Origin of the sequence: Psychromicrobium ferritrahens (assembly GCF_043789415.1) — a bacterium.
In the GTDB taxonomy this organism is placed as follows: Bacteria; Actinomycetota; Actinomycetes; order Actinomycetales; family Micrococcaceae; genus Renibacterium.
In genome coordinates, this window is record NZ_JBDLLW010000001.1 from 1,701,702 (window position 1) to 1,723,340 (window position 21,639).

The window sequence follows — 21,639 nt, forward strand, 5'->3', positions numbered from 1 at the left end:
GGGGAGGTCGGCGAGGCCAGCTGAGTCTAATATCCTCGCCCGAAACACCCGGCTGCTCAGCGCAATGAATCACGCATAAGAGAAGTAAAAGCGGGGCCCACCGAATTCTCGGTGGGCCCCGCTATGAAATCTCAGCCTCGATCGGAAGGTGAACTACAAGCGTGTAAGTTATGCCCAGATGTGGATTTCTCTGTGGATAACTAGAAGATGTACTGCTGGCTGATCTCGTGCAGCGCGGCTGTCCGCCACACCGTGCAGAGCAGTAGAACGACGAGCAGTGCAGCCATACCACCCCACTGCAAAATACGCTGACTCTTACCGGCCGGAGCATAGATGAAGATGGCGGCGAGCAAGGCCCCACCGATCAGGCCGCCCAGATGAGCCTGCCAGGCGATATTAGTCCCCGGGAGGAAGCCGATCACGCCGTTGATCACCAGAAGCACCACGATCTGACGGAGATCGCCGCGTTGCTTCAACTGAACCACAAACAAGGCACCGAAGAGACCGAAAATGGCTCCGGAAGCACCCACCACGGCCTGTCCCGGTGCCGCGATCAAAAGCACCCCTACCGAGCCGGCCAATCCAGAGACCAAGAACAGCATTAGGAAGCGCAATCGGCCAAAAATCGGTTCAAGTGCATTCCCGAGCACATAGAGCGAATACATATTCAGGGCGATGTGCAGCAGGAACCCGGTGGAATGCGTGAACACCGAGGTCAGCATCCGCCAAGGCTGGGTTTCGGTGGTTACTGGCGCATAGAGGAAGGCGTCGGAAATCCCCAGGCCAGGGATCCACTCACCGATGAAGACCAAAACGCAGATGGCAATCAGAGTGAAGGTCACCACCGGGCGCCCGCCACGGGCTACCCCGCCGAAGACGGCGCGTTTTACCGGAGCGGCCTTGCTGGTCTCACGAACGCAGTCCACGCATTGAATTCCGACGGCGGCCGGCCGCTGGCACTCGGTGCAGGCCGGTCGGCCGCAGCGTTGGCAGCGGACATAGGACACCCGGTCCGGATGCCTTGGACACACTGGAACGTCGGCACCCTGACCGGAGGCCGCCGTCGGAATTCCGTAACTCACGTTGTTGTGCCTTAGAGCTTCTCGATGGTGACCGAGTTGATCACCACGTCCTCGAGTGGCTTATCGCCACGCGCGGTGGGAACTGCCTCAATGGCGTCCACGACGGCGCGGGACTCCTCGTCCGCGACCTCGCCGAAAATGGTGTGCTTGCCCTGGAGGTGCGGGGTGGGCACGGTAGTGATGAAGAATTGTGAACCGTTGGTGCCGCGCCCCATCTGGATACCGGCGTTGGCCATCGCAAGCAGGTAGGGCTTGTTGTAGACGAGCTCGGGGTGGATCTCATCGTCGAAGGTATAACCGGGGCCGCCGATGCCCTGACCGAGCGGATCGCCGCCCTGGAGCATGAACTGGCGGATGATGCGGTGGAAGATGACCCCGTTGTAGAAGGGCTCATTGCTCTTCTCTCCCGTTGCCGGGTGGGTCCAGGTCTTCTCACCCGTGGCCAGACCGATGAAGTTCTCTACGGTCTTCGGCGCGTGGTTGCCGAACAAGTTCAGTGTGATATCACCGTGGTTGGTGTGCAGGGTTGCTTTTGCGGTAGGAATAGCAGTCATAACGTAATTCTTTCACGTTCGTCGAGCTGAAATCGGAGTTCCACTCACAGCGCACAGTCACAACGCAGACTCGCAGGCCGAGCTCAATCGACGTAGGCTAGAGAGAAATCCAATAATCGGGAGGTAATTGTGAAAAAGGCAGACCAGGTAGCCCGGGACTTTGATGAAACCTTGAGCAACGGCGTCGAAGCCGCAAGGAGCTGGGCGGAGAAGAGCATCGAAGCCGCCTCGCCCAAGGTCCAGGAGGGCCTGCGGAAAGCAGCCCAGTTCACCGCGGATGGCGTTGCCACCGTGACTCCCAAGATCCAGGAAGGCCTCGAAAAGTTCGGGCCTCGCCTCTCTGACGCGGTTGATGACGCCGCCCCCAAGATCGCTGAAGCCCTCGAAAAGGCCACCCCCGCTCTGCAGACCGCGAAGGACAAGGTGGTGGACGAATATCTGCCCCTGCTCTCCGATAAGCTCGGCGATGCCGCCCAGGCCGTTGGCAAGGCGCTCGATGGAGTGAACAGCAATGTCTCCGAATACGTCACCGAACACGTGGCGCCGGTTGCCAATCAAACTGTCTCCCAGGCATCCGAAGCCCTGGCTCCAGTGATCAAGCAGAGTAAGCGAGCCGCCTCCAAGGCGCGTAAAGCAGCCGAACAAGCCGCCAAGCAGGCCGCTGAACAGTTCAAGCGCGAACAGAAGAAGGCGAATAAGTCAGGTGGCAAGGGCTGGCTCATCTTCGGTGTGATTGCCGCTGCTGTGGCTGCCGGTGCTGCAGTCTGGCGGGCTTCACGCCCTGTTGAAGATCCTTGGAAGACCCCGGTGCCGGTTAAGGACACCGCAGAAAAGGTCTCAGAGACGGTGAAAGACACTGCCGAAAAGGCTTCAGAAGCAGTGAAGGACACCAAAGACGCAGTTAAGGAAGAAGCGGCTAAGGTCGCTGACCAGGCCAAAGACACTGCCAAAGACGTCACGGACAAGGTTGCAGACACTGTCGACCAGGCTAAAAGCACCGTCAAGGATAAGGCCGAAGAGGTCAAGAAGGCGGCCCAGGACGTCGTGAAAGACGCTACAGACAAGTAGTAAACGCCGCTTTTTGGGGCCCAATGCTAGATTTGTTACATAATGCCAAGCGATATAGCCGAGTCAGGCAGTAACACCCCGACCCCTGGTGCCTCCTCGGGTCTGCCGAGTGTATCCATTGTGATCCCCGCCTACAACGAGGAGAGCGTGATCAGGCAATGCTTGATTGCCGCTGTTTATCAGTCTGTTCCGGCTGATGAAATCATCGTTGTCGACAACCGGTCCACTGATTCGACCTGCGCGATCGTCGAGCAGATGCAACTCGAGTACCCGGAAAGCCCGATTCGGTTACTTCATCAGAACGATGAGCAAGGCTTGATTCCGACCCGTAATTTCGGTTTGAATCACGCCGAGGGCGATGTGCTGGGGCGGATCGACGCTGACTCGGTGCTGGAACCTGACTGGGTCGAACAGGTGCAGCAAGCCTTTCGGGATGATCAGGTGGCGGCAGCTACCGGACCGGTGGTCTACTACGATATGCCAATGCGTCGCTTCGGACTCAAGGCTGACGATAAGATGCGGCAACTGATGCTCCGGCTGGCCAAGCATCAGTACCACTTCCTCTTCGGCTCGAACATGGCCCTGCGCCGTACCGCTTGGGAAGAAATCCGCGGAGAGACCTGCCGAGACGAAAAAGACGAGATGCACGAGGATATTGATCTTTCCCTGCATCTGGCCGATCATGAACTCAAAGTTCAGTACGTTCCGAGCATGGTGAGCGGGATGTCAGCTCGTCGGCTGGAGGATTCACCTCGGGACTACCGCTACTACGTGAGCCGCTTCGAACGCACGTACAAGGCTCATAACGTCAAGAAGCTCGCACTCAAGGCCCCTATGGTGGTCTTCTTCTCGGTGTATTTCCCGGCTAAAGTACTACGTGCCGTGCACACTGCGAGTGTCAATCAGATGGCACGTCGCGCCGCCCTACGGCCCTGAAGAGCAATCTGAAAAGGGATCCGATCTTTCCGCTTATCTTGATAACTTGCTCTCGAATCAAATAACGGATCCGAGCGATTGGGTAACTCAAGCGCCCAACTAGGGGAACAAAATCCCCCGTTTTGCGTTGTCCGTAATGTACAAGTTGCTCAGTGAATCGAAAGAAACCTCACCATGACTGCTCCGCACCCAGGCAAGCGCGTTCTTCAAAGCTACATCGACACCATCAACGCCAATGATCTCGAAGGATTGCTCGGGTTATTCGCCGAAGACGTCGAGTGGGAAGACCCTTATGGCTCCCCGGTTCGTAAAGGACGCGAAGCACTCCGCGAGGTTTACAGTCCGCTGATCGGCTCCCTCAACATGACCCTCGACGGTCCGATCAGGGGCTCGGAGGGGAATCGCGCTGCGATGGCCTTCAGCTTCGAAGTGGAAATCGATGGCAAACGCTTTGGAGCTACTGCAATCGATGTGGTTTCTCTGAACGAGGCAGGGCTGATCACTCACTTTCAAGCCTACTGGAGCCCGGGGGACCTGGAAGAAATAGCCTCTTAGCGGCCCGAATTTTTATTCCAGCGACTATCCATCGGATCGCTGGGTTGTCCATTCTTCAAGGGGAACGCCGCTGTGACCTCGGCAAGCCCCTACTCTGACCCAGAATTACCACGGCTAATCCGGCCAGAATGAGTAACAACCCGGCATAGGTTCCCGAGGGAAGCCTTTCATTCAGGAAGACGGCGGCCAGAAGAGCAGCACCTGGGATCTCCAGCAGGATCAGCATAGAAATCACTAACGGACTCATGCTGGCCAGCAAATAGTTAATGATGCTATGACCCATGATTTGCGCCACCAGGGTCACCGCAATAATGCCTAACCATACCCAGGTTCCGAAGCCAATCAGCGGGACACTGAAGATCAGCGCAAGAATGAGCAGGAAGAGGGCACAGATACCGTAGCAGAGCGTCGTATAGACCCCCGTGGTCATGGTCTCCCGAGCTTTGGCACCGACCATGGTATATATTCCGGCTAAGGCACCACCCGCTACACCGAGCAGGTCTCCGGTAAGAGCTTGAGCGGAGGTACTGAAATCCAGACCGGTGATCACCACCACACCTATCAGGGCTAAGAGTAAGCCGCAGAAGATCGCTGGGATCTGACGGATTCCCCTGATCAGTTGGAAGAGCACAATCCAAGCGGATTGCAGGCAGACCAAAGCGGTGGCTGCCGCCACAGACGTCAGCTGAAGCGCCGTGATGAAGCTGGCGAAGTGCAGCGCGAGCGCCGCAGCTCCCAGGGTGGACACCAGATAGTCCTGGCGAGTGAGCTGACGGAACTGTTGGCGCTGCCGAAGCACCGTAGGTGTGCCCATGATCGCCGCACCCAAGGCATTGCGCCAGAAGGCTATAGCAAGTGCGGGGGCAGCGGTGGCGGCCATAATGGGCCCCGAGGCCGCGACCCCCAGTACGGCGAGCCCCACCAGAAGATAATTCACCCCTCAACCCTAGTGCTCAGCCGAAGTTGTCTCGGCTGGCCGTGCCAATATGACGCCCTCTCGGGGACCGCAGCACCACTCTTCGCATCGGCGTCCTCAGCGCCAATAGCCTCCCGAGCCCTGGATAGGTCTCCGACCAGGCAGTGAGTTATCGCGAAGTCATTGGGCAATCCCTGCACCGGGCGCAAGTCTTTAAACCTAAAAGGGCCGATCCACTGAGTGGATCGGCCCTTGACGGTGGAGGCACGGGGACTCGAACCCCGAACCCCCTGCTTGCAAAGCAGGTGCGCTACCAATTGCGCCATGCCCCCGTCAGTGTTGGAAGCTATTCAACTTTATCAGTTGCTTCGTTCCACACGTTCTTCTGGCTAGTGGACTCTTGAATTTTCTTCCGCAAAAAAATCACACCGAACACTGCCGCAGCAATGAAGATCAACTTTTTCACAGCTTCTCCTTCAAAGATTCCGTGGGCGTACCAGGACTTGAACCTGGGACCTCTTCGTTATCAGCGAAGCGCTCTAACCGCCTGAGCTATACGCCCCCTCGACCCTCTCGGGCCGAGATAAAACTCTACAGCATCCCGCCGACCTCTCCAAATAGAGCGGAGATAGAGATCAGTGCGAAGCCTTCAATCGATACACGCTATGTGAGTGCACCGGGGCCCACGCGCCCGAGGGCCCCACACCGAGGTAGGAGGTGAGGGAAGGCGTGGGGACTTTAGTCGTCGGTCAGGGTGACCCCGATGCCGCCGACCAGGGTTGCCGAAATGTTGTACAGCACGGCGGCCAGCATGGAGAGAGCGGTCAGCAGTACGACATTCACCACCGCCAGGATCACCGCATAAGAAGCAACCAGACCCAGCGAGGCGAAGGACTTGATGTCCACCGAGCCGCCTTCTTGGCCCTGGAAGTCATTGAGCAGCGAATTGATCCGGTCGAAAACACCGGTCAGATCCAGCACACCCCACAGCACGATGGCCGCCACCACGGTGATGATGCCGAGAGCCACCGAAAGCAAAAAGGCCATCTTGAGCACCGACCACGGATCCAGCCGTGAGATCTGCAGTCTCGCCCGGCGGACTTTTCCCTTGGGCGCCGGCTTGACTAAGCCTGGGCGCTGCTGGGTTGCGGGCTTAGCCGCGGACGTCGGGCGCTGCGCCGGACGCGCTGGCGCACTTATTTTCGGGCCCGGATTATTCGTGCTCAATCGTTGCCTCCCTCGTCGGCAGCCTCGTTCTGGCTGGCATCATCTGGCACAGCTTCACTCTGGCTTGCCGTTTGGTCTTCAGTCAACGGTACTTCATCCTCTTCGTTCTCGCCCACTAAGCTCTCCAGACCCCGTTCGCTATTGCGTGCGACTTCGATGATTCGGTCGTTCTTATCGGGCTTGGCGAAGATCACACCCATGGTGTCACGGCCCTTGGCAGGTACCTCGGCGACATTGGAGCGAACCACCTTGCCACCTTCCATCACCACCAGCACTTCGTCGTCGTCCTTCACGATGAGCGCACCGACCAGATCACCGCGATCCTCTACCAGTTTGGCAACTTTGATGCCGAGTCCGCCTCGTCCCTGGGTACGATATTCCTCCACCGCGGTGCGCTTGGCGTAGCCGCCTTCGGTGACGATGAAGACATAGGAATCGTCGGTCACCACATCAGCGGCGAGCAGCTCATCGCTCTCCCGGAACTTCATCCCGGTGACGCCCGAGGTGGCCCTGCCCATCGGGCGGAGGGCTTCGTCCGTCGCAGTGAAACGGATGGACTGACCCTTCCGGGAGACCAGCAGCAGATCATCGGTCTCCGAGACCAGCTGCGCAGAGACGAGTTCGTCTTCGTCGCGCAGGTTGATCGCGATCACGCCCGCCGTGCGGTTGGTGTCGTAATCCTCCAGCCTGGTCTTCTTCACCAGACCGTTCTTGGTGGCCAGCACCAAGTAGGGGGACTGCGCGTAATCCCGCAGATCGAGGACTTGAGCGATCTTCTCATCGGGCTGGAAAGCGAGCAGATTGGCCACGTGCTGGCCCTTAGCGTCCCGCCCAGCCTCGATCAGCTCATAAGCCTTAGCGCGGTAAACCCGCCCGAGGTTGGTGAAGAACAGCAGCCAGTGGTGGGTGGTGGTGACGAAGAAGTGTTCGACGACGTCGTCCCCGCGCAACTGGGCGCCCTTGATGCCCTTACCGCCGCGGTGCTGTGAACGGTAGTTGTCGCTACGGGTGCGCTTGACGTAACCACCGCGGGTGATGGTGACCACCATCTCCTCTTCAGGGATCAGGTCTTCCATGCTCATATCACCGTCATAACCGAGCAAGATCTGGCTGCGGCGATCATCTCCGTACTTATTGACGATCTCCGCGAGCTCCTCGCTGACGATGGTCCGCTGGCGTTCCTCGGAAGCCAGAATCGAGTTGTATTCAGCGATCTCGAGTTCCAGCTGAGCGTGCTGATCCTGGATCCGCTGCCGTTCCAAAGCTGCCAAACGGCGCAACTGCATATCCAGGATGGCGTTGGCCTGCAACTCATCGATGTCCAGCAGCTGAATCAGACCGGTGCGTGCCTCATCGCCGGTGGGGGAACGGCGGATCAAGGCGATCACCTCATCGAGGGCATCCAGGGCCTTGAGCAGGCCGCGCAGAATATGCGCCCGGGCTTCCGCCTCATTGAGCAGGAAGCGGGTGCGCCGCACGATGACTTCCATCTGGTGGGTCACCCAGTGCCGGATAAAGGCGTCCAAGCTCAGGGTACGCGGCACGCCGTCGACGATGGCGAGCATATTCGCGCTGAAGTTCTCCTGCAGTGAGGTGTGCTTGTAGAGGTTGTTGAGCACCACCTTGGCCACCGCGTCGCGCTTGAGCACGATGACGAGGCGCTGGCCGGTACGACCAGAGGTCTCATCTCGCAGATCTGCGATGCCGGCGATCTTGCCGTCCTTGACCAGCTCAGCAATCTTGACCGCGAGGTTGTCGGGGTTGGCCTGATAGGGCAGTTCGGTGACCACCAAGCAGGTCCGGCCCTGAATCTCCTCCACATTGACCACGGCACGCATCGTGATGGACCCACGACCGGTCCGATAAGCGTCTTCAATGCCCTTATGACCGAGGATCTGGGCACCGGTGGGGAAGTCAGGCCCCTTGATCCGCTGAATCAGCGCATCAAGCAGTTCCTCTTTGCTGGCGGTGGGATTCTGCAAGTACCACTGCACGCCCTCAGCGACTTCGCGCAGGTTATGCGGCGGGATATTCGTGGCCATACCGACCGCGATACCGGAGGAGCCATTGACCAGCAGGTTGGGGAAACGAGCCGGCAGAATCATCGGCTCTTGGTTCTTACCGTCGTAGTTGTCCTGGAAATCGACGGTGTCCTTGTCGATGTCCCGGACCATCTCCATGGCGAGCGGGGCCATCTTCGTTTCGGTGTAACGAGGTGCTGCCGCGCCATCGTTGCCCGGTGAACCGAAGTTGCCCTGGCCCAGAGCCAGCGGGTACCGCATGGTCCAGTCCTGGATCAGCCGCACCAGGGCGTCGTAAATCGCCATATCACCGTGCGGGTGATACTGACCCATTACTTCGCCGACCACCCGGGCGCACTTATTGAAGGAACGGTCCGGCCGGTAGCCGCCGTCGTACATCGCGTACAGCACGCGCCGGTGCACCGGCTTCAGGCCGTCTCGTACGTCAGGAAGGGCGCGGCCGACGATAACCGCCATCGCGTAGTCCAAATAGGACCGTTGCATCTCGGTCTGCAGATCGACCTGTTCAATCCGGTCGGTCACTTCTCCGCCAGTTACGTCAGACATAAGTCACATCGCTTTCATTGCAGCTTGGAACGGCTGTAGGGCAGGACGGCTGGGGCGTGGACGGGCGCAGGAGCGACACTCCGACGAAGTCGTGTGTGGCGCGAGTCGGGCGGAGACGTCCTGCCCTACAGCCTAAAAACCTAGATATCAAGGAACCGCACGTCCTTAGCGTTCTGCTGGATGAAGTGCCGACGTGATTCGACGTCCTCGCCCATCAGCACAGAGAAGGTCTGGTCGGCGGCAGCCGCGTCCTCCATGGTCACCTGGAGCAGAGTGCGGTGATCCGGGTCCATCGTGGTGTCCCACAGTTCGGTGTAGTCCATCTCGCCCAGACCCTTATAGCGCTGGATGCCGTTGTCCTTGGGGATCCGATGACCGGCGGCGCTGCCCTTGGCCAGTGCTTCGTCTCGCTCTTTATCGGAGAAGACGTAGTCGTGCGGAGCATTGGACCACTTGATCCGGTACAGCGGAGGCTGCGCCAGGTAGACGTAACCGCTCTCCACCAGTGGCCGCATATAGCGGAACAGCAGGGTGAGCAGCAGGGTGGTGATGTGCTGACCGTCGACGTCGGCATCGGCCATCAGCACGATCTTGTGGTAGCGCGCTTTTTCGACATCGAAGTCCTCCCCGATGCCGGCACCGAAGGCGGTGATCATCGCTTGAACCTCGGCATTGCCGAGCGCCCGGTCGAGGCGGGCCCGCTCCACATTGAGGATCTTGCCACGCAGGGGCAGGATCGCCTGAGTCTCCGGATTGCGACCCCGCACCGCAGAACCGCCTGCGGAGTCACCCTCCACAATGTAAATCTCACTCTTCGAAGGGTCCTTGGACTGGCAGTCCTTGAGTTTGCCCGGCATTCCGCCGGATTCCAGCAGACCTTTACGCCGGGTGGACTCGCGAGCTTTACGGGCGGCCAACCGCGCCTGGGCAGCCTGAATGGATTTGCGGATCACATCGCGAGCTGGCCCGGGGTTGCGTTCCAGCCAGTCACCCAGTTCTTCGGTGACCACGCGCTGCACGAAGCCCTTGGCTTCCGAGTTACCCAGCTTGGTCTTGGTCTGGCCTTCAAACTGTGGCTCGGAGAGTTTCACCGAGATCACCGCGGTCAGCCCCTCACGGATATCGTCACCGGTGAGGTTCTCATCTTTTTCCTTGATGATGTTCTTCTCACGCGCGTAGCGGTTGATCAACGAGGTCATCGCGGCACGGAAGCCCTCCTCGTGGGTACCGCCCTCATGAGTGTTGATGGTGTTCGCGTAAGTATGCACGCTCTCGGAATAGGCAGTGGTCCATTGCATGGCGAGTTCAAGCGCGATCGAGCGCCCGTTCAGATCCTTGTTCTCGCTCTCGAAAGCGATCACTTCGGGGTTGATCACGTCGACTTTTTTGGACGAATTCAGGTACGTCACATAGTCGATCAGACCATTGTCGTACTGGTAGACCACCTGACGGTGTGCTGAAGTTTCCTCGGCCGATTCGTCGTCCGAAGCGAGTTCTTCGTCGATCTCCTGGGCAGCTCGTTCGTCGGTCAGCGTGATCCGCAGACCCTTGTTCAGGAAGGCATACTGCTGAAAACGGGCTCGCAGCGTTTCGAAATCATAATCTGTGGTCTCAAAGATCGCCGGGTCCGCCCAGAAAGTCTGGGTGGTACCGGTTTCCTCGGTCGGCTCGCCCTTGCGCAGCGAACCAACCGGCTTACCGCCGTCAGCGAAGGACTGGTACCAGTTGAAGCCCTGACGCTTGACCCGGGTTTCAACCCTGGTGGAAAGCGCATTGACCACCGAGACGCCGACGCCGTGCAGACCACCGGAAACCGCATAGCCGCCACCGCCGAACTTGCCACCGGCATGCAGGATGGTCATCACCACTTCGACGGTCGATTTGCCCTCGGTGGGGTGCATATCCACTGGGATACCGCGACCGTCGTCCTCAACCCGGACGCCGCCGTCGGCCTGCAGAGTGATCTCAATATGCGTGCAGTATCCGGCGAGTGCTTCATCAACAGCATTGTCGACAATCTCGGTGATCAGGTGGTGCAGACCACGGGGACCGGTGGAGCCGATGTACATACCCGGACGCTTACGGACCGCTTCTAGGCCTTCGAGGACGGTGATGTCACTGGCATCGTAATGAGAATCCTCGGGTGAAACATGCGAGGTCGGTTTGTTTTTCGGAGTCGTCTCTTCATCCGGGGATTCCGGATTCCGCGGGTTTTCTGAGTTGCTGGTGGACACAGGCGTGCTCGACCCCTTTATCTTGTTGTACGTTCCTGATTCAGCGGTCCGCCGGCGGCCAAAGGCTGCCAGACGATCGGACACAGCTAAAATAACTCTCAGTGACTATTCTACAGGGTCTTGAAGTTTTAGGGGTAAACACGACGCACAAATGCCCTTGAACGGCCAATAATCCCACTCAGGACGAATTCGAAAGTTCTAGTATGGGTCCCAGACAGCTTACGGAGGGCTCAGCCTCTCACAGGGCCTTTCAGGGATTATCCATAAGTATCGCGAGGTCCCCGGCCGTTCACGGTACGCCCGCCCTTGCGCCAATTCGGTGCGGTGGGGGCCAGCACTTGGATCTTAGTCACCACTCCTGGCCCTAGATCTGACTCGAATCTGGTCAGTAAAGTCGTTGAAAGCAATCTGAGCTGGGTAGCCCAGGTGGTGGAATCGCAACGTACTTGAAGCACCGAGCCATCAAAGGATTCAGGCTGGCAATGGGCCGCAATCTCAGCACCTACTAAGGTGTCCCATTGAGCGATGACCGATCCGACAGCGACCGGTGAAGTCCAGCCACGTTCCGCGACCATCCGATTCAGAATGCCACCGAGTCCCTGTGGATCTCTTGCGGACCCCGACGTCGAACGCTGATTCGCCGATCTAGCAGCTTTTTTCTGCTGCCGATGCACTGAAGCACTGCGCACTCGGCGCTCCCCTCGGGACTGAGCAGCTTGCCGCATCCGGTTCAGAGCAGCCTGGGCGGCATCGAGCTCCGCTGATTCCTGCTCCGCCTGCCCGGCCGCATCAGGAACTTCATCGTTGGGCATCGATGACCCCGGTCGCGATAACCCGGACTCGTTCGCCGGAGAGTTCTTCCGGGATGTCCTCTTCGACAGCGGCAGTGACTAATACCTGTTCAGCACCGGCAACCATTGTGGCGAGCTTATTGCGCCGCGAGACATCCAACTCGGCAAAGACATCATCGAGGATCAGAATGGGATCCGCTCCGGCAGCGCCGTGTTCTTGATCGCGCAGCAGGTAATAAGATGCCAGTCGCAAAGCCAAGGCCACCGACCAGGTCTCCCCGTGAGAGGCATAGCCACGAGCCGGGGCACCGCCGAGCTGCAATTCAAGCTCGTCACGGTGCGGGCCGACCAAGGTGAGCCCTCGGTCCATCTCCCGCGATCGCGCCGCTGCTAACGCAGTAAGATAACGCTCGACCAATTCGGGCACTGTCAGCTGAACCAACTCGTCCTCGGCGGAGGCGCTCTCCGAAGCAGTTTCGGAATCTTCCTCATAACCGCCGAGGCTACTTCGATAGCCAGCCTTGAGTTCTTTAGATCCATCCGTCAGCTGTGTATATGCCTCGGCTAGCTGTGGCTGAATGTCTCGGAGCAGTTGCAACCTGGCAAAAAGCAGCTGTGCCGCCTGCTCTGCGAGATGCTGGTCCCAGATCTCGATGGTCGAAAGGAACTCAGCTGTCGGTTTATTGCGAAAGCCACCGTGAGTTCGAGCTGACTTCAAAAGCGCATTGCGCTGCTTCAATACCCGTTCGTAGTCCGCCCGAACCCCGGCATAACGAGGTTGCAGCGACTGCAGCAAATCATCCATGAACCGCCTGCGATGCGCGGGATCGCCCTTAACCAAGGCCAGATCCTCTGGCGCGAACAGCACACTGCGGCAAAGCCCCAAGATATCCCTGGCTCGCACCGGATTAGCCCGGTTAATCCTGGCCCGATTAGCTCTGCCCGCATTGATTTCCACCTCGAGGCTGAGCCGCTGCTCACCGCGCACCAAAGCACCCCGGATGATGGCGCGTTCTGCGCCGAATCTGATCAGCGGCCCGTCACTGGACACTCGATGCGAACCGAGCGAACCGAGGTATCCCAGAGCTTCCACCAGATTCGTCTTGCCGAGTCCGTTGGAACCGACGAAAACGGTGACGCCGGGCACTAACTCAAGATCGACCTGGGAGTAACTCCGGAAATCGGTCAGCGAGAGCTTTTCTAGATACACACTACTTAGCTGGCTTCATGGCATGGCCGCCGAACTGGTTGCGCAGCGCGGAGACCATCTTGTTCGCGGGCGAGGAATCCTCGCGTGAGGCGAAACGAGCAAAGAGCGCTGCGGTGATCGCCGGGGCGGGTACCGCATTGGCGATGGCCTCTTCAACCGTCCAACGACCTTCACCTGAGTCCTCGACATAATCGTCAATCGAGGCCAGGCCGGGATCCTCCTCAAGTGCCTTGACCATTAGATCCAGCAACCAGGAACGTACAACGGTGCCTTTTTGCCAGGCCCGGAAAGTGCCAGGAAGATCTTTGATGATGTCCTTGGCCGCTAGCAGCTCGTAGCCTTCGGCGTAGGACTGCATCAGACCATATTCGATGCCGTTATGCACCATTTTGGCGTAGTGCCCGGCACCGACGGCACCGACGTGCACGAAGCTATCGGAGCGCTCGCCCTCAGGGCGCAGCGCATCGAAGATCGGCAGCAGGCTTTCAATATCTTCATCGCTGCCACCGGCCATCAAGCCATAACCGTTCTCCAAGCCCCAAACTCCGCCGGAAACTCCGCAGTCAACGAAGCGGATGGACTTTTCAGCCAGCTGAGCAGCGTGTTTCTGATCCTCGGTGAACCGTGAGTTACCGCCGTCGATCACCAGATCGCCGGGGCTCAGCAGAGTACCGAGCTGATCAATCACCGAGTCAGTGATCTGGCCTGAAGGCACCATCACCCAGATGACTCGAGGTGATGGAAGCGCGGCGACGAGAGCTTCCACGGTAGCAACATCCGTGACTTCGGGGTTCCGGTCATAGCCGGTGACCTCGATGCCCCCTTGACGCAACCGGGCACGCATGTTGAAACCCATTTTTCCAAGGCCGATCAAACCAATGTGCATTTTGTGACTCTTTCCTGCGAAATTATTGATTGGGTAACCGAACCGGCATGACCAGGTAGCGGTAGTCGTCTTGATCATCGCCATCGATGTCATTCTGCGCCGTCATCATGACCGGTTTAGGCGCAGAAGTGAAGGAAAAACGCACATATTTGCTTTCGAAGGCACCCAGGCCCTCACTCAGATAGTGCGGATTGAAAGCTACCGTGATCTCCTCACCGGAAAGTCCCGATTCCAAGGCTTCTGAGGCCTGAGCGTCTTCGCCGGTGCCTGCGTCCAGGCTGAGTTGACCGTCGGTGAAAGCCAAGCGAACCGGGGTGTTGCGCTCCGCGACCAGGGCTACTCGTCGCACAGCCTCGATCAAGGTGCTAGTTTCCACCGTGGCATGGATCGGGGTGCTGTCCGGGAAGAGCGAACGGATCTTGGGGTAGTCGCCATCTACCAGCAGTGAAGTCGTTCTCCGGCCACCGCTCTCAAAGCCGATCAGCTCGGAGTTATCTGAAAGCGCGATATTGATCTCCCCCGCACCGCCCAGAGTCTTGGCGACTTCGCTCAGCGTCTTGGCCTTCACCAGTGCCGAGGTAGAGATTCCGGGAACCGCTGGCTTCCAATGCAATTCTCGCATGGCCAGGCGGTAGCGGTCAGTGGCGAGCAAGGTGATCAGATCGTCCTCGATCTCAATTTTGACGCCGGCCAAAATGGGCAGCGTGTCATCTTTGCTGGCAGCTACTGTCACCTGTGCCACGGCCTTGGCAAAAGCATCACCAGCAACCGTACCGCTCAACTGCGGAAGAGCTGGCAACTCCGGGTAATCTGCTTCGGGCATGGTGGCCAGGTTGAAGCGGGAATTACGGCAACTCAAAATGACTTTCGAGCCTTCAGTGCTGACCTCCACCGGGGCGGATGGCAGACTCCGGCAAATATCCGCTAGTAAGCGGCCCGAAACCAGGATCGTCCCCTCTTCCGAGATGTCCGCCGGAATTTCCAGACGAGCAGAGATCTCGTAGTCGAAGCTGGAAAGACTCAAAGTACCTGATTCGGCTTTTAACAAAAGGCCAGAGAGCACCGGAACAGGTGGTCGTGGGGAAAGCGCTCGAGCTGCCCATCCCACTGCATCATTGAGAACATCCCGTTCGACTCGGAACTTCACGGCTAGGGTGCCCCTTTTCTTCAGGTTGTTGCTCTAAACGACATACTCTCCAACAGCTTAGCTGCTTCCGACTCTCATTCGTCCATGTGCTGGCTTGCTGGCTACTTCGTGAGTCGAGTTGTCTTGGCGGAGGACGTTCTGTGGGTGGATCAGGAATGGGTAGTTGTTTTTTGGAAGAACAGATTAATGGGATTCGTAGTGTTAATAACAGCTGTGGATACTGTGGATAAGTCACTCTCGGCTTGGTTTTTGGCTGTTTTTGCTTGTGCACAAAATGTTGGTTCAGTGACAGTGCTTGCTTTTCCAGTGGTGGACAACTTTTCTTGTCATTTCCAGGTTCCACAGTTGGAGGGAAGTTGTTAGCAGTTGAGGGTGGATTGTCCACGATGTAATCCACATAGTTTTCCACAGCTGTTAAAAACTATCCCTCAAGCTGAACTTCAACCCTCGCGTTGCTGCTGTTTGATCAAGTTAGTGAGTTCCGTCACTTGGTTGAAAATGGTTCGACGCTCAGCCATCAGTTCGCGAATCTTACGGTCGGCGTGGATCACCGTGGTGTGATCTCTACCGCCCAGCTCCTGGCCGATCTTGGGTAACGAGAGATCAGTCAGCTCACGGCACAGATACATAGCGATCTGTCGCGCATTGACCAAGGTCCGGGTTCTCGATTTAGAGCGGAGCTCTTCAAGGCTGAGCTTGAAGTACTTAGAGGTCTGGCCAAGGATGGTAGCCGCGGTGATCTGTTGATCGCCGTCGTCGGTAATCAAGTCCTTCAGCACGGCTTCGGCGAGGTTCACATCAACCTCTTGTCGGTTGAGCGAGGCAAAAGCCGTGACCCTGATCAGTGCTCCCTCAAGTTCCCTGATATTCGTGGATATTTTTGAGGCGATGTACTCCAGCACATCATCCGGAGCGTGCAAGCCTTCGCCGATCGCTTTCTTCCGCAGGATCGCGATTCGGGTTTCTAATTCAGGTGGCTGTACGTCGGTGAGCAGCCCCCATTCGAAGCGGGAACGCATCCGTTCTTCGAAACCAGAGAGTTGCTTGGGTGGAAGATCGGAAGTGATGACCACCTGCTTATTGTGATTGTGCAGTGCATTGAAGGTGTGGAAGAACTCTTCCTGGGTTGCCTCTTTACCGGAGAGGAACTGAATGTCGTCGATCAGTAGGATGTCGACATTCCGGTAGGTGGTTTTGAAGCTGGTGCCTTCGTCATACCGGATCGAGTTGATGAATTCGTTAGTGAATTCTTCTGAATTCACGTAGCGAACCCGGATTCCGCTGTAGAGCCGTCGGGCGTAGTGCCCGATGGCGTGCAGCAAATGGGTTTTCCCTAGCCCCGAATCGCCGTAAATAAAGAGTGGGTTGTAGGCCTTAGCAGGAGCCTCCGCGACGGCTACCGCAGCTGCATGGGCAAAACGATTTGATTGCCCGATCACGAAGGTATCGAAGAGATATTTTGGATTGAGACGGCCGAATTCATTGGAAGTGCTCGGTGGCGTCGGTTGCGGTTTGGATTCTGCTTCGGAGTCTGAATCCTGTTCAACTGTTTCGACGATTGGTTCTTCGTCCTGCACCGGCGGTAGTTCGGTGTCGATGCTGATCGCGCACAGCACGTCTTCGCCGAAGACTTCGCGCAAGGCTAGGTCCAATGAACCCTTGATCTGATTCTGTAGTACTTCTCTGGTGAGTTCGTTGGGTACCGCTACCAGCAGCGTCGAGCCGATCAGTCCCTGTGCCTGGGCGAGAACAATGAAACCTCGTTGCCGGGGAGAGACGTGTTCATCAGCTTCGAGGATCTTGACTACTTTTCGCCAGGCTGCTGTGACGTCGTCCGTGCTATCAGTGCTCATGCTTTCCCCGTCGTGATTAGGCTGTGGACCGAGCGCCGTCGTTCGATGTTTAATCTGAACCGATAACGAAGGGTCATCCATCAAGAGTATGGGATTGGCAGGGCATCGGGTAGCACAGCGGCGGTGCAGCCCTTCCTTGTGGATAACTTACGCGGATTGTTGGCTATCCGTGGTGTACCGGAGGCTCAGTTTGACTGGCCGGTCACCCATGGCCTAACGTTAGGAAGTCCTTTGTGCCTGTTTTCAGGCACACGATATTTCAGCGTCGGCCTGTTTCTTCCCCAGTCGCAACAGCCTCGGCGCGTCCACGATTTTCTTGGAGTTGACACCGTGAGCAAGCGGACTTTTCAGCCGAATAACCGCCGTCGTGCCAAAAAACATGGCTTCCGTCTGCGGATGCGTACCCGCGCCGGCCGCGCCATTCTGGCTGCACGCCGGTCTAAGGGACGCGTTGAGCTGTCGGCTTAGGTCGATGACTCTGGGCTGTTAGCGTGCTCTTCATTCTGTTCTGAGATCAGAGATCAGCCGTGCTTCCAGCACCTCACCGCATCCGTTCGGCGAACGATTTTTCATACACCGTCCGTTCCGGCGTCCGATCTGGGCGCCGGAACTTGGTGTTATATACGCTCGTTGAACCAACGGGGCCGAGCCGTGTTGGCTTTATTGTCGCTAAGACGGTGGGCAATGCTGTGGTTCGTAATCGGATAAGACGCCGGTTACGCGCTGCTGCTGCCTCCACCGTTTCACAGCGCCCGGTCGGCCTGAGAATTGTGGTGAGAGCTTTGCCGGCTGCTGCTACAGCGAGTTGGCAAGAGTTGTCGAAAGACTACAGCTCTGCCCTGCAGGCAAACTTGGATAAGACCACGAAACGGGATTCCGGTAAGGGTTCTGAGGGAAAGGTGAGGCATGCTGACTAGCGCATTACGTGCCGTGCTTTCCCTTGGAAATTTTCTGTGGAATATTCCTCGTCAGTTACTCATCCTCTTACTCAAGGGCTATCGACTGCTGATTTCGCCGCTCTATGGGCAGGTCTGCCGATATTTCCCCAGTTGCTCTGGATACGCTCTTGAAGCGATCACGATTCATGGTGCGGTACGCGGCAGCTATCTTGCGGTCAGGCGCTTGCTGAGGTGCCATCCTTGGAGCGCCGGGGGTATCGATCATGTGCCGGCGCATCGTCATGTACACCAAAATTTTGCCGGGCGTCCCATCGAGGAAACGCCGCGGATTGTAGTGCTCAACCATCCTGAGCGTTACCTTGACCACCTGCACGACGGGGACGGTTCTTTGAACCGGGCTGCCTGAGGCTTAGAGGGGAAAATAGCGAACTATGGATCTCTTTGGATTCTTCGGAACGATCCTGACGCCATTCAAATGGCTGGTGTCCTGGATCATGTGGGCCTTCCATGAAGGTTTCACTTTTATCGGCCTGCCTTCCAGTTCGGGATGGACCTGGACGCTGTCCATCGTAGGACTCGTTTTGGTGATCCGAGCGGCTTTGATTCCGGTTTTTGTCCGGCAGATCAAAGCACAGCGCGGCATGCAGGCGCTACAACCCGAGATGAAGAAACTGCAGGCCAAGTACAAAGGTAAGACCGATCAGCTCTCTCGCCAGGCGATGGCGCAAGAGCAGATGGCCCTCTACAAATCGCACGGAACCAATCCGTTCTCGGCCTGCTTGCCGATTCTGATTCAGATGCCTTTCTTCTTCTCACTGTTCCAGGTGCTTTCCGGCGTCTCACATGCCAGCCAGAACAACCAGGGAATCTTCGCTTTGAGCGCGGATCAGATCAAGCAGTTCGACAACGCAGATATTTTCGGGGCTCGACTCTCCGACGCTTTCTTGCCAATGATTCAGAACGGCAATCCCAATGTTTCGGTGATCATCCTTTCTCTGGTGATGATCTTGGCGATGATCGCTTCCCAGTTCATCACTCAGAAGCAGATCATGGCCAAGAATATGAGTGATGAAGCGATGGCTTCGCCCTTCATGCGTCAGCAGAAACTGATGCTTTATATCTTGCCGTTGGTCTTCGGCGTGGGCGGCATCAACTTCCCGATCGGTGTCCTGATTTACTGGACGACCACCAACCTCTGGACCATGGGGCAGCAATTCTTCGTGATCCGCCGGATGCCCACACCGGGCTCCCCCGCATACCGCGAGTACATGAAGCGCCGCGAAGCCAAAGGATTGCCACTGATCGGCAATCTTAAGAAGCCTGAGCCGGTCGCTGAAGTAGTCGAAGAACCCAAGGGTCAGCGTGCCCAGCCGCAACGCAAGAATCGAAAGAAGAGATCATGACCGCCGAACTACCTGTTGAAGAGTCAGCTGCCGCAGTAGAAGCCGAAGAGCAGGCACCCACGGTCAGTCGCCTTGAAGAAGAGGGCGACGTCGCCGCGGATTACCTTGAGGAATTGCTGGATATCGCTGATATCGATGGAGATATTGATATTGAGGTCCGCAACGGCCGCAGCTATCTCTCAATTGTCACCGATGAGCAGAGCCAGGCGCTGAATAACCTGGTCGGGCGGGATGGAGAGGTGCTGGAGGCCCTTCAGGAACTCACCAGGCTCAATGTGCTCTCCGCAACCGGTCATCGTTCCAGGCTGGTACTGGACATCACGGGTTACCGGCAGGAGCGCGCAGGAGTCTTGGCCAAAATTGCTGAAGACGCCGTCGCTCAGGTGAAGGAGTCGGGTCAGCCCACTGCCCTGCAGCCGATGGGCGCCTATGAACGTAAAATCGTTCACGACGCCGTCGCTGAACTTGGTTTCATCAGTGAATCTGAAGGCGAAGGTTCTGCTCGCCACATTGTGATCAGCGCTGCCGAATAGCCAGTTATGTCAGATCTAAGTCCAGAGTTGGCGGCAGCAGCTCATACCGTTTTCGGTGCTCGCTTACCGCTCGCTGAGAGATATGTTCGCCACTTGGCAACATCGGGGATTGAACGTGGATTGATCGGTCCGCGTGAAGTGCCAAGACTGTGGGATCGGCATGTGCTGAATTGCGCGGTCTTAGCAGAGTTCATTCCCCGGGACGCACATCTGGCCGACGTCGGAAGCGGCGCGGGTCTGCCGGGGCTGTGCGTGGCGATTGCCCGCCCCGATTTGGAAGTGACGCTCATTGAGCCTCTGGAGCGCAGGGTGATCTGGCTGGAAGAAGTTATTGCGGACCTTGCTCTGACGTCCGTCAGGGTCTTGCGAATGAGGGCTGAGCAGGCGATCAACGAGGTTGACTGTGAAGTCGTTACGGCGCGTGCGGTTTCCGCGCTGGATAAATTGCTGCCACTGACCGTTCCTTTACTGCATGGATCGGGCCAGGTGTTGGCGATCAAGGGACGTAGCGCCCAGGAGGAGATCACCAAGGCAGCAAAGGTTCTTCGTAAACTGGGAGGCTCTCAGCCCGAGGTTCTGACCGCTGGATCAACTGTCTTGACGGAACCTACTACGGTTGTCCGGATCAGGGTGGGACGCCCGGACGAGAATGCGTGACTTCGCCCGGTAGGCTAGTAGCTGTTGACGATGATCGACGGTGCAGAGGAAGGCAGTGAAAGTGAGCAAACAACGGGATTCAGCGCAGCGAATTCCTTCTTTTAGTGCTCTTAGTTCAAGCCTTTCGAGCATAAGTCAATCTAATTCAGTAGATAAGCTTGGTGTTGATATGGTTTCACGTGAAACAAAGTCCGGAAAGAGCGTTATCGACGATGTGGATGACGAGAGCCCGATTGGTCGTGAGCTCGCCAATGAAACCAGGCGACGTGAGAAGCTGCTAGGTCGTAAGTTGCCCAAGCCGCCGTCTACCCGAATTCTTACTGTGGCTAATCAGAAGGGCGGCGTAGGTAAGACGACGACTGCCGTCAATATTGCGGCCGCCCTGGCTGCTGCGGGTCTGCAGGTTCTGGTGATCGACATGGATCCGCAAGGCAATGCTTCAACGGCTCTCGGGGTCGATCATCGGGCCGATGTCGAGAGTATTTACGAAGTTCTGATTGACGATGTTCCTCTTGCTGATGTGGTGGCTGCAAGCCCGGATCTGGATAATCTCTATTGTGCTCCGGCTACCATACATCTGGCTGGCGCTGATCTTGAGTTGGTGTCTTTGGTGGCTCGTGAACAGAGATTGCGGAAAGCGATTGCGGCCTACGTCGAAGAACGTGCCGCGAATGGACTTCCTCGGTTGGATTATATTTTCATCGATTGCCCGCCCAGCTTAGGACTCCTTACGGTCAATGCTTTCTGTGCCGCTTCCGAAGTGCTTATTCCTATTCAATGCGAGTACTACGCCCTGGAGGGCCTGAGTCAGTTGTTGAACAATGTGAGCATGATCCAGAAGCATTTGAACAGCGAGCTTTCGGTCTCTACTATTTTGCTCACTATGTACGACGCTAGGACAAATCTAGCTGCTCAGGTTGCTGCCGACGTTCGGGAACACTTTCCGGAATTGGTTTTGAAAGCTGTCATCCCCCGTTCGGTTCGCATCTCGGAAGCTCCCAGCTTTCAGCAGACGGTGATGACTTATGATCCCTCCTCCACTGGAGCCCTGGGATATCTTGAGGCTGCTGCCGAATTGGCTGATCGAGCGGTATAGAGAG

21 protein-coding genes, 2 tRNA genes and 1 pseudogene are annotated in these 21,639 nt (G+C 57.4%); 10 read left to right on the forward strand and 14 right to left on the reverse strand.

Translation table 11 applies throughout. The annotated features are described in order from the left end of the window. Positions 1 to 200 precede the first annotated feature (200 nt). Both ABDK06_RS07800 and ABDK06_RS07805 read right to left on the reverse strand, forming a co-directional pair. Positions 201 to 1,082, reverse strand: a complete 882-nt coding sequence (locus tag ABDK06_RS07800; protein ID WP_394940394.1) for a rhomboid family intramembrane serine protease — start codon at positions 1,080 to 1,082, stop codon at positions 201 to 203. 11 nt (positions 1,083 to 1,093) lie between these two features. Further along, on the reverse strand, positions 1,094 to 1,636 hold the full coding sequence (locus ABDK06_RS07805; protein ID WP_394940395.1) for a peptidylprolyl isomerase: 543 nt from the start codon (positions 1,634 to 1,636) through the stop codon (positions 1,094 to 1,096). A 129-nt stretch (positions 1,637 to 1,765) separates the two neighbouring features. On the opposite strand from ABDK06_RS07805, the gene ABDK06_RS07810 reads away from it, so the two are divergent. The 3 genes from ABDK06_RS07810 to ABDK06_RS07820 all read left to right on the forward strand — a co-directional run bounded on the left by ABDK06_RS07810 (position 1,766) and on the right by ABDK06_RS07820 (position 4,195). Then, entirely contained in the window at positions 1,766 to 2,704 is a 939-nt protein-coding gene (locus ABDK06_RS07810; protein ID WP_394940396.1) for a hypothetical protein, read from the forward strand. A gap of 42 nt (positions 2,705 to 2,746) precedes the next feature. Continuing rightward, positions 2,747 to 3,640 carry a glycosyltransferase family 2 protein gene (locus ABDK06_RS07815; protein WP_394940397.1) on the forward strand — a complete coding sequence of 298 codons (894 nt, stop codon included), beginning with the start codon at positions 2,747 to 2,749 and terminating at the stop codon, positions 3,638 to 3,640. A 174-nt stretch (positions 3,641 to 3,814) separates the two neighbouring features. Further along, positions 3,815 to 4,195, forward strand: a complete 381-nt coding sequence (locus tag ABDK06_RS07820) for a nuclear transport factor 2 family protein (protein WP_394940398.1) — start codon at positions 3,815 to 3,817, stop codon at positions 4,193 to 4,195. Between the two features lie 55 nt (positions 4,196 to 4,250). Here ABDK06_RS07820 and ABDK06_RS07825 read toward each other — a convergent pair whose 3' ends face one another. From ABDK06_RS07825 to dnaA, 12 genes and pseudogenes are all read right to left on the reverse strand, one after another. Further along, positions 4,251 to 5,132 (reverse strand): DMT family transporter, encoded by an 882-nt coding sequence (locus ABDK06_RS07825; RefSeq protein ID WP_394940399.1) that lies wholly within the window; start codon positions 5,130 to 5,132, stop codon positions 4,251 to 4,253. 238 nt (positions 5,133 to 5,370) lie between these two features. Continuing rightward, a tRNA-Ala gene (locus ABDK06_RS07830) sits at positions 5,371 to 5,443 on the reverse strand. Positions 5,444 to 5,457: 14 nt separating this feature from the next. Next, the gene (locus tag ABDK06_RS07835; RefSeq protein WP_394940400.1) at positions 5,458 to 5,577 is read right to left on the reverse strand and encodes a DLW-39 family protein; all 120 of its coding nucleotides are present in this window, start codon (positions 5,575 to 5,577) and stop codon (positions 5,458 to 5,460) included. Between the two features lie 22 nt (positions 5,578 to 5,599). Beyond that, positions 5,600 to 5,673 (reverse strand) — tRNA-Ile (locus ABDK06_RS07840). Positions 5,674 to 5,849: 176 nt separating this feature from the next. Further along, positions 5,850 to 6,302: pseudogene (locus tag ABDK06_RS07845) on the reverse strand (DUF3566 domain-containing protein); the annotation flags it as partial. A 32-nt stretch (positions 6,303 to 6,334) separates the two neighbouring features. Further along, positions 6,335 to 8,926, reverse strand: a complete 2,592-nt coding sequence (gyrA, locus tag ABDK06_RS07850; RefSeq protein ID WP_394940401.1) for a DNA gyrase subunit A — start codon at positions 8,924 to 8,926, stop codon at positions 6,335 to 6,337. 140 nt (positions 8,927 to 9,066) lie between these two features. Next, on the reverse strand, positions 9,067 to 11,160 hold the full coding sequence (gene gyrB / locus ABDK06_RS07855) for a DNA topoisomerase (ATP-hydrolyzing) subunit B (RefSeq protein WP_394940402.1): 2,094 nt from the start codon (positions 11,158 to 11,160) through the stop codon (positions 9,067 to 9,069). A gap of 257 nt (positions 11,161 to 11,417) precedes the next feature. Continuing rightward, positions 11,418 to 11,972 carry a DciA family protein gene (locus ABDK06_RS07860; RefSeq protein WP_394940403.1) on the reverse strand — a complete coding sequence of 185 codons (555 nt, stop codon included), beginning with the start codon at positions 11,970 to 11,972 and terminating at the stop codon, positions 11,418 to 11,420. After that, positions 11,959 to 13,161 (reverse strand): DNA replication/repair protein RecF, encoded by a 1,203-nt coding sequence (gene recF, locus ABDK06_RS07865; RefSeq protein WP_394940404.1) that lies wholly within the window; start codon positions 13,159 to 13,161, stop codon positions 11,959 to 11,961. Before recF ends, ABDK06_RS07860 begins: the two co-directional genes overlap by 14 nt. 1 nt (position 13,162) lies before the next feature. Beyond that, positions 13,163 to 14,047, reverse strand: coding sequence for a phosphogluconate dehydrogenase (NAD(+)-dependent, decarboxylating) (gnd, locus tag ABDK06_RS07870; RefSeq protein ID WP_394940405.1), 885 nt, complete (start codon positions 14,045 to 14,047; stop codon positions 13,163 to 13,165). A 22-nt stretch (positions 14,048 to 14,069) separates the two neighbouring features. Then, positions 14,070 to 15,194 carry a DNA polymerase III subunit beta gene (gene dnaN, locus ABDK06_RS07875; RefSeq protein WP_394940406.1) on the reverse strand — a complete coding sequence of 375 codons (1,125 nt, stop codon included), beginning with the start codon at positions 15,192 to 15,194 and terminating at the stop codon, positions 14,070 to 14,072. Positions 15,195 to 15,634: 440 nt separating this feature from the next. Next, positions 15,635 to 17,047, reverse strand: coding sequence for a chromosomal replication initiator protein DnaA (gene dnaA / locus ABDK06_RS07880; RefSeq protein WP_394940407.1), 1,413 nt, complete (start codon positions 17,045 to 17,047; stop codon positions 15,635 to 15,637). A gap of 330 nt (positions 17,048 to 17,377) precedes the next feature. Here dnaA and rpmH point away from each other — a divergent pair, with 330 nt between their 5' ends. The 7 genes from rpmH (at position 17,378) to ABDK06_RS07915 (ending at position 21,635) form a co-directional block, all read left to right on the forward strand. Beyond that, entirely contained in the window at positions 17,378 to 17,515 is a 138-nt protein-coding gene (rpmH, locus tag ABDK06_RS07885; protein WP_074588526.1) for a 50S ribosomal protein L34, read from the forward strand. Between the two features lie 59 nt (positions 17,516 to 17,574). Beyond that, entirely contained in the window at positions 17,575 to 17,964 is a 390-nt protein-coding gene (rnpA, locus tag ABDK06_RS07890; protein WP_394940408.1) for a ribonuclease P protein component, read from the forward strand. After that, positions 17,954 to 18,352, forward strand: a complete 399-nt coding sequence (gene yidD, locus ABDK06_RS07895; RefSeq protein ID WP_394940409.1) for a membrane protein insertion efficiency factor YidD — start codon at positions 17,954 to 17,956, stop codon at positions 18,350 to 18,352. The genes rnpA and yidD overlap by 11 nt, the downstream gene beginning before the upstream one ends. A gap of 25 nt (positions 18,353 to 18,377) precedes the next feature. Continuing rightward, complete coding sequence (gene yidC / locus ABDK06_RS07900) at positions 18,378 to 19,349, forward strand: membrane protein insertase YidC (protein WP_394940410.1); 972 nt, start codon at positions 18,378 to 18,380, stop codon at positions 19,347 to 19,349. Beyond that, the gene (locus ABDK06_RS07905) at positions 19,346 to 19,882 is read left to right on the forward strand and encodes a Jag family protein (protein WP_394940411.1); all 537 of its coding nucleotides are present in this window, start codon (positions 19,346 to 19,348) and stop codon (positions 19,880 to 19,882) included. Before yidC ends, ABDK06_RS07905 begins: the two co-directional genes overlap by 4 nt. Positions 19,883 to 19,888: 6 nt before the next feature. Continuing rightward, positions 19,889 to 20,539 carry a 16S rRNA (guanine(527)-N(7))-methyltransferase RsmG gene (gene rsmG / locus ABDK06_RS07910; RefSeq protein ID WP_394940412.1) on the forward strand — a complete coding sequence of 217 codons (651 nt, stop codon included), beginning with the start codon at positions 19,889 to 19,891 and terminating at the stop codon, positions 20,537 to 20,539. A gap of 61 nt (positions 20,540 to 20,600) precedes the next feature. Then, positions 20,601 to 21,635, forward strand: a complete 1,035-nt coding sequence (locus ABDK06_RS07915) for a ParA family protein (RefSeq protein WP_394940413.1) — start codon at positions 20,601 to 20,603, stop codon at positions 21,633 to 21,635. Positions 21,636 to 21,639: the final 4 nt, after the last annotated feature.

What these genes read in the sequence shown, in the direction of transcription:
- yidD (WP_394940409.1), top strand. Translation starts at nt 17,954, where the DNA reads ATGCTGACTAGCGCATTACGTGCCGTGCTTTCCCTTGGAAATTTTCTG.
- gnd (WP_394940405.1), bottom strand. Translation starts at nt 14,047, where the DNA reads ATGCACATTGGTTTGATCGGCCTTGGAAAAATGGGTTTCAACATGCGT.
- ABDK06_RS07805 (WP_394940395.1), bottom strand. Translation starts at nt 1,636, where the DNA reads ATGACTGCTATTCCTACCGCAAAAGCAACCCTGCACACCAACCACGGT.
- ABDK06_RS07860 (WP_394940403.1), bottom strand. Translation starts at nt 11,972, where the DNA reads ATGCCCAACGATGAAGTTCCTGATGCGGCCGGGCAGGCGGAGCAGGAA.
- ABDK06_RS07815 (WP_394940397.1), top strand. Translation starts at nt 2,747, where the DNA reads ATGCCAAGCGATATAGCCGAGTCAGGCAGTAACACCCCGACCCCTGGT.
- yidC (WP_394940410.1), top strand. Translation starts at nt 18,378, where the DNA reads ATGGATCTCTTTGGATTCTTCGGAACGATCCTGACGCCATTCAAATGG.
- gyrA (WP_394940401.1), bottom strand. Translation starts at nt 8,926, where the DNA reads ATGTCTGACGTAACTGGCGGAGAAGTGACCGACCGGATTGAACAGGTC.
- rsmG (WP_394940412.1), top strand. Translation starts at nt 19,889, where the DNA reads ATGTCAGATCTAAGTCCAGAGTTGGCGGCAGCAGCTCATACCGTTTTC.
- ABDK06_RS07820 (WP_394940398.1), top strand. Translation starts at nt 3,815, where the DNA reads ATGACTGCTCCGCACCCAGGCAAGCGCGTTCTTCAAAGCTACATCGAC.
- ABDK06_RS07905 (WP_394940411.1), top strand. Translation starts at nt 19,346, where the DNA reads ATGACCGCCGAACTACCTGTTGAAGAGTCAGCTGCCGCAGTAGAAGCC.
- dnaA (WP_394940407.1), bottom strand. Translation starts at nt 17,047, where the DNA reads ATGAGCACTGATAGCACGGACGACGTCACAGCAGCCTGGCGAAAAGTA.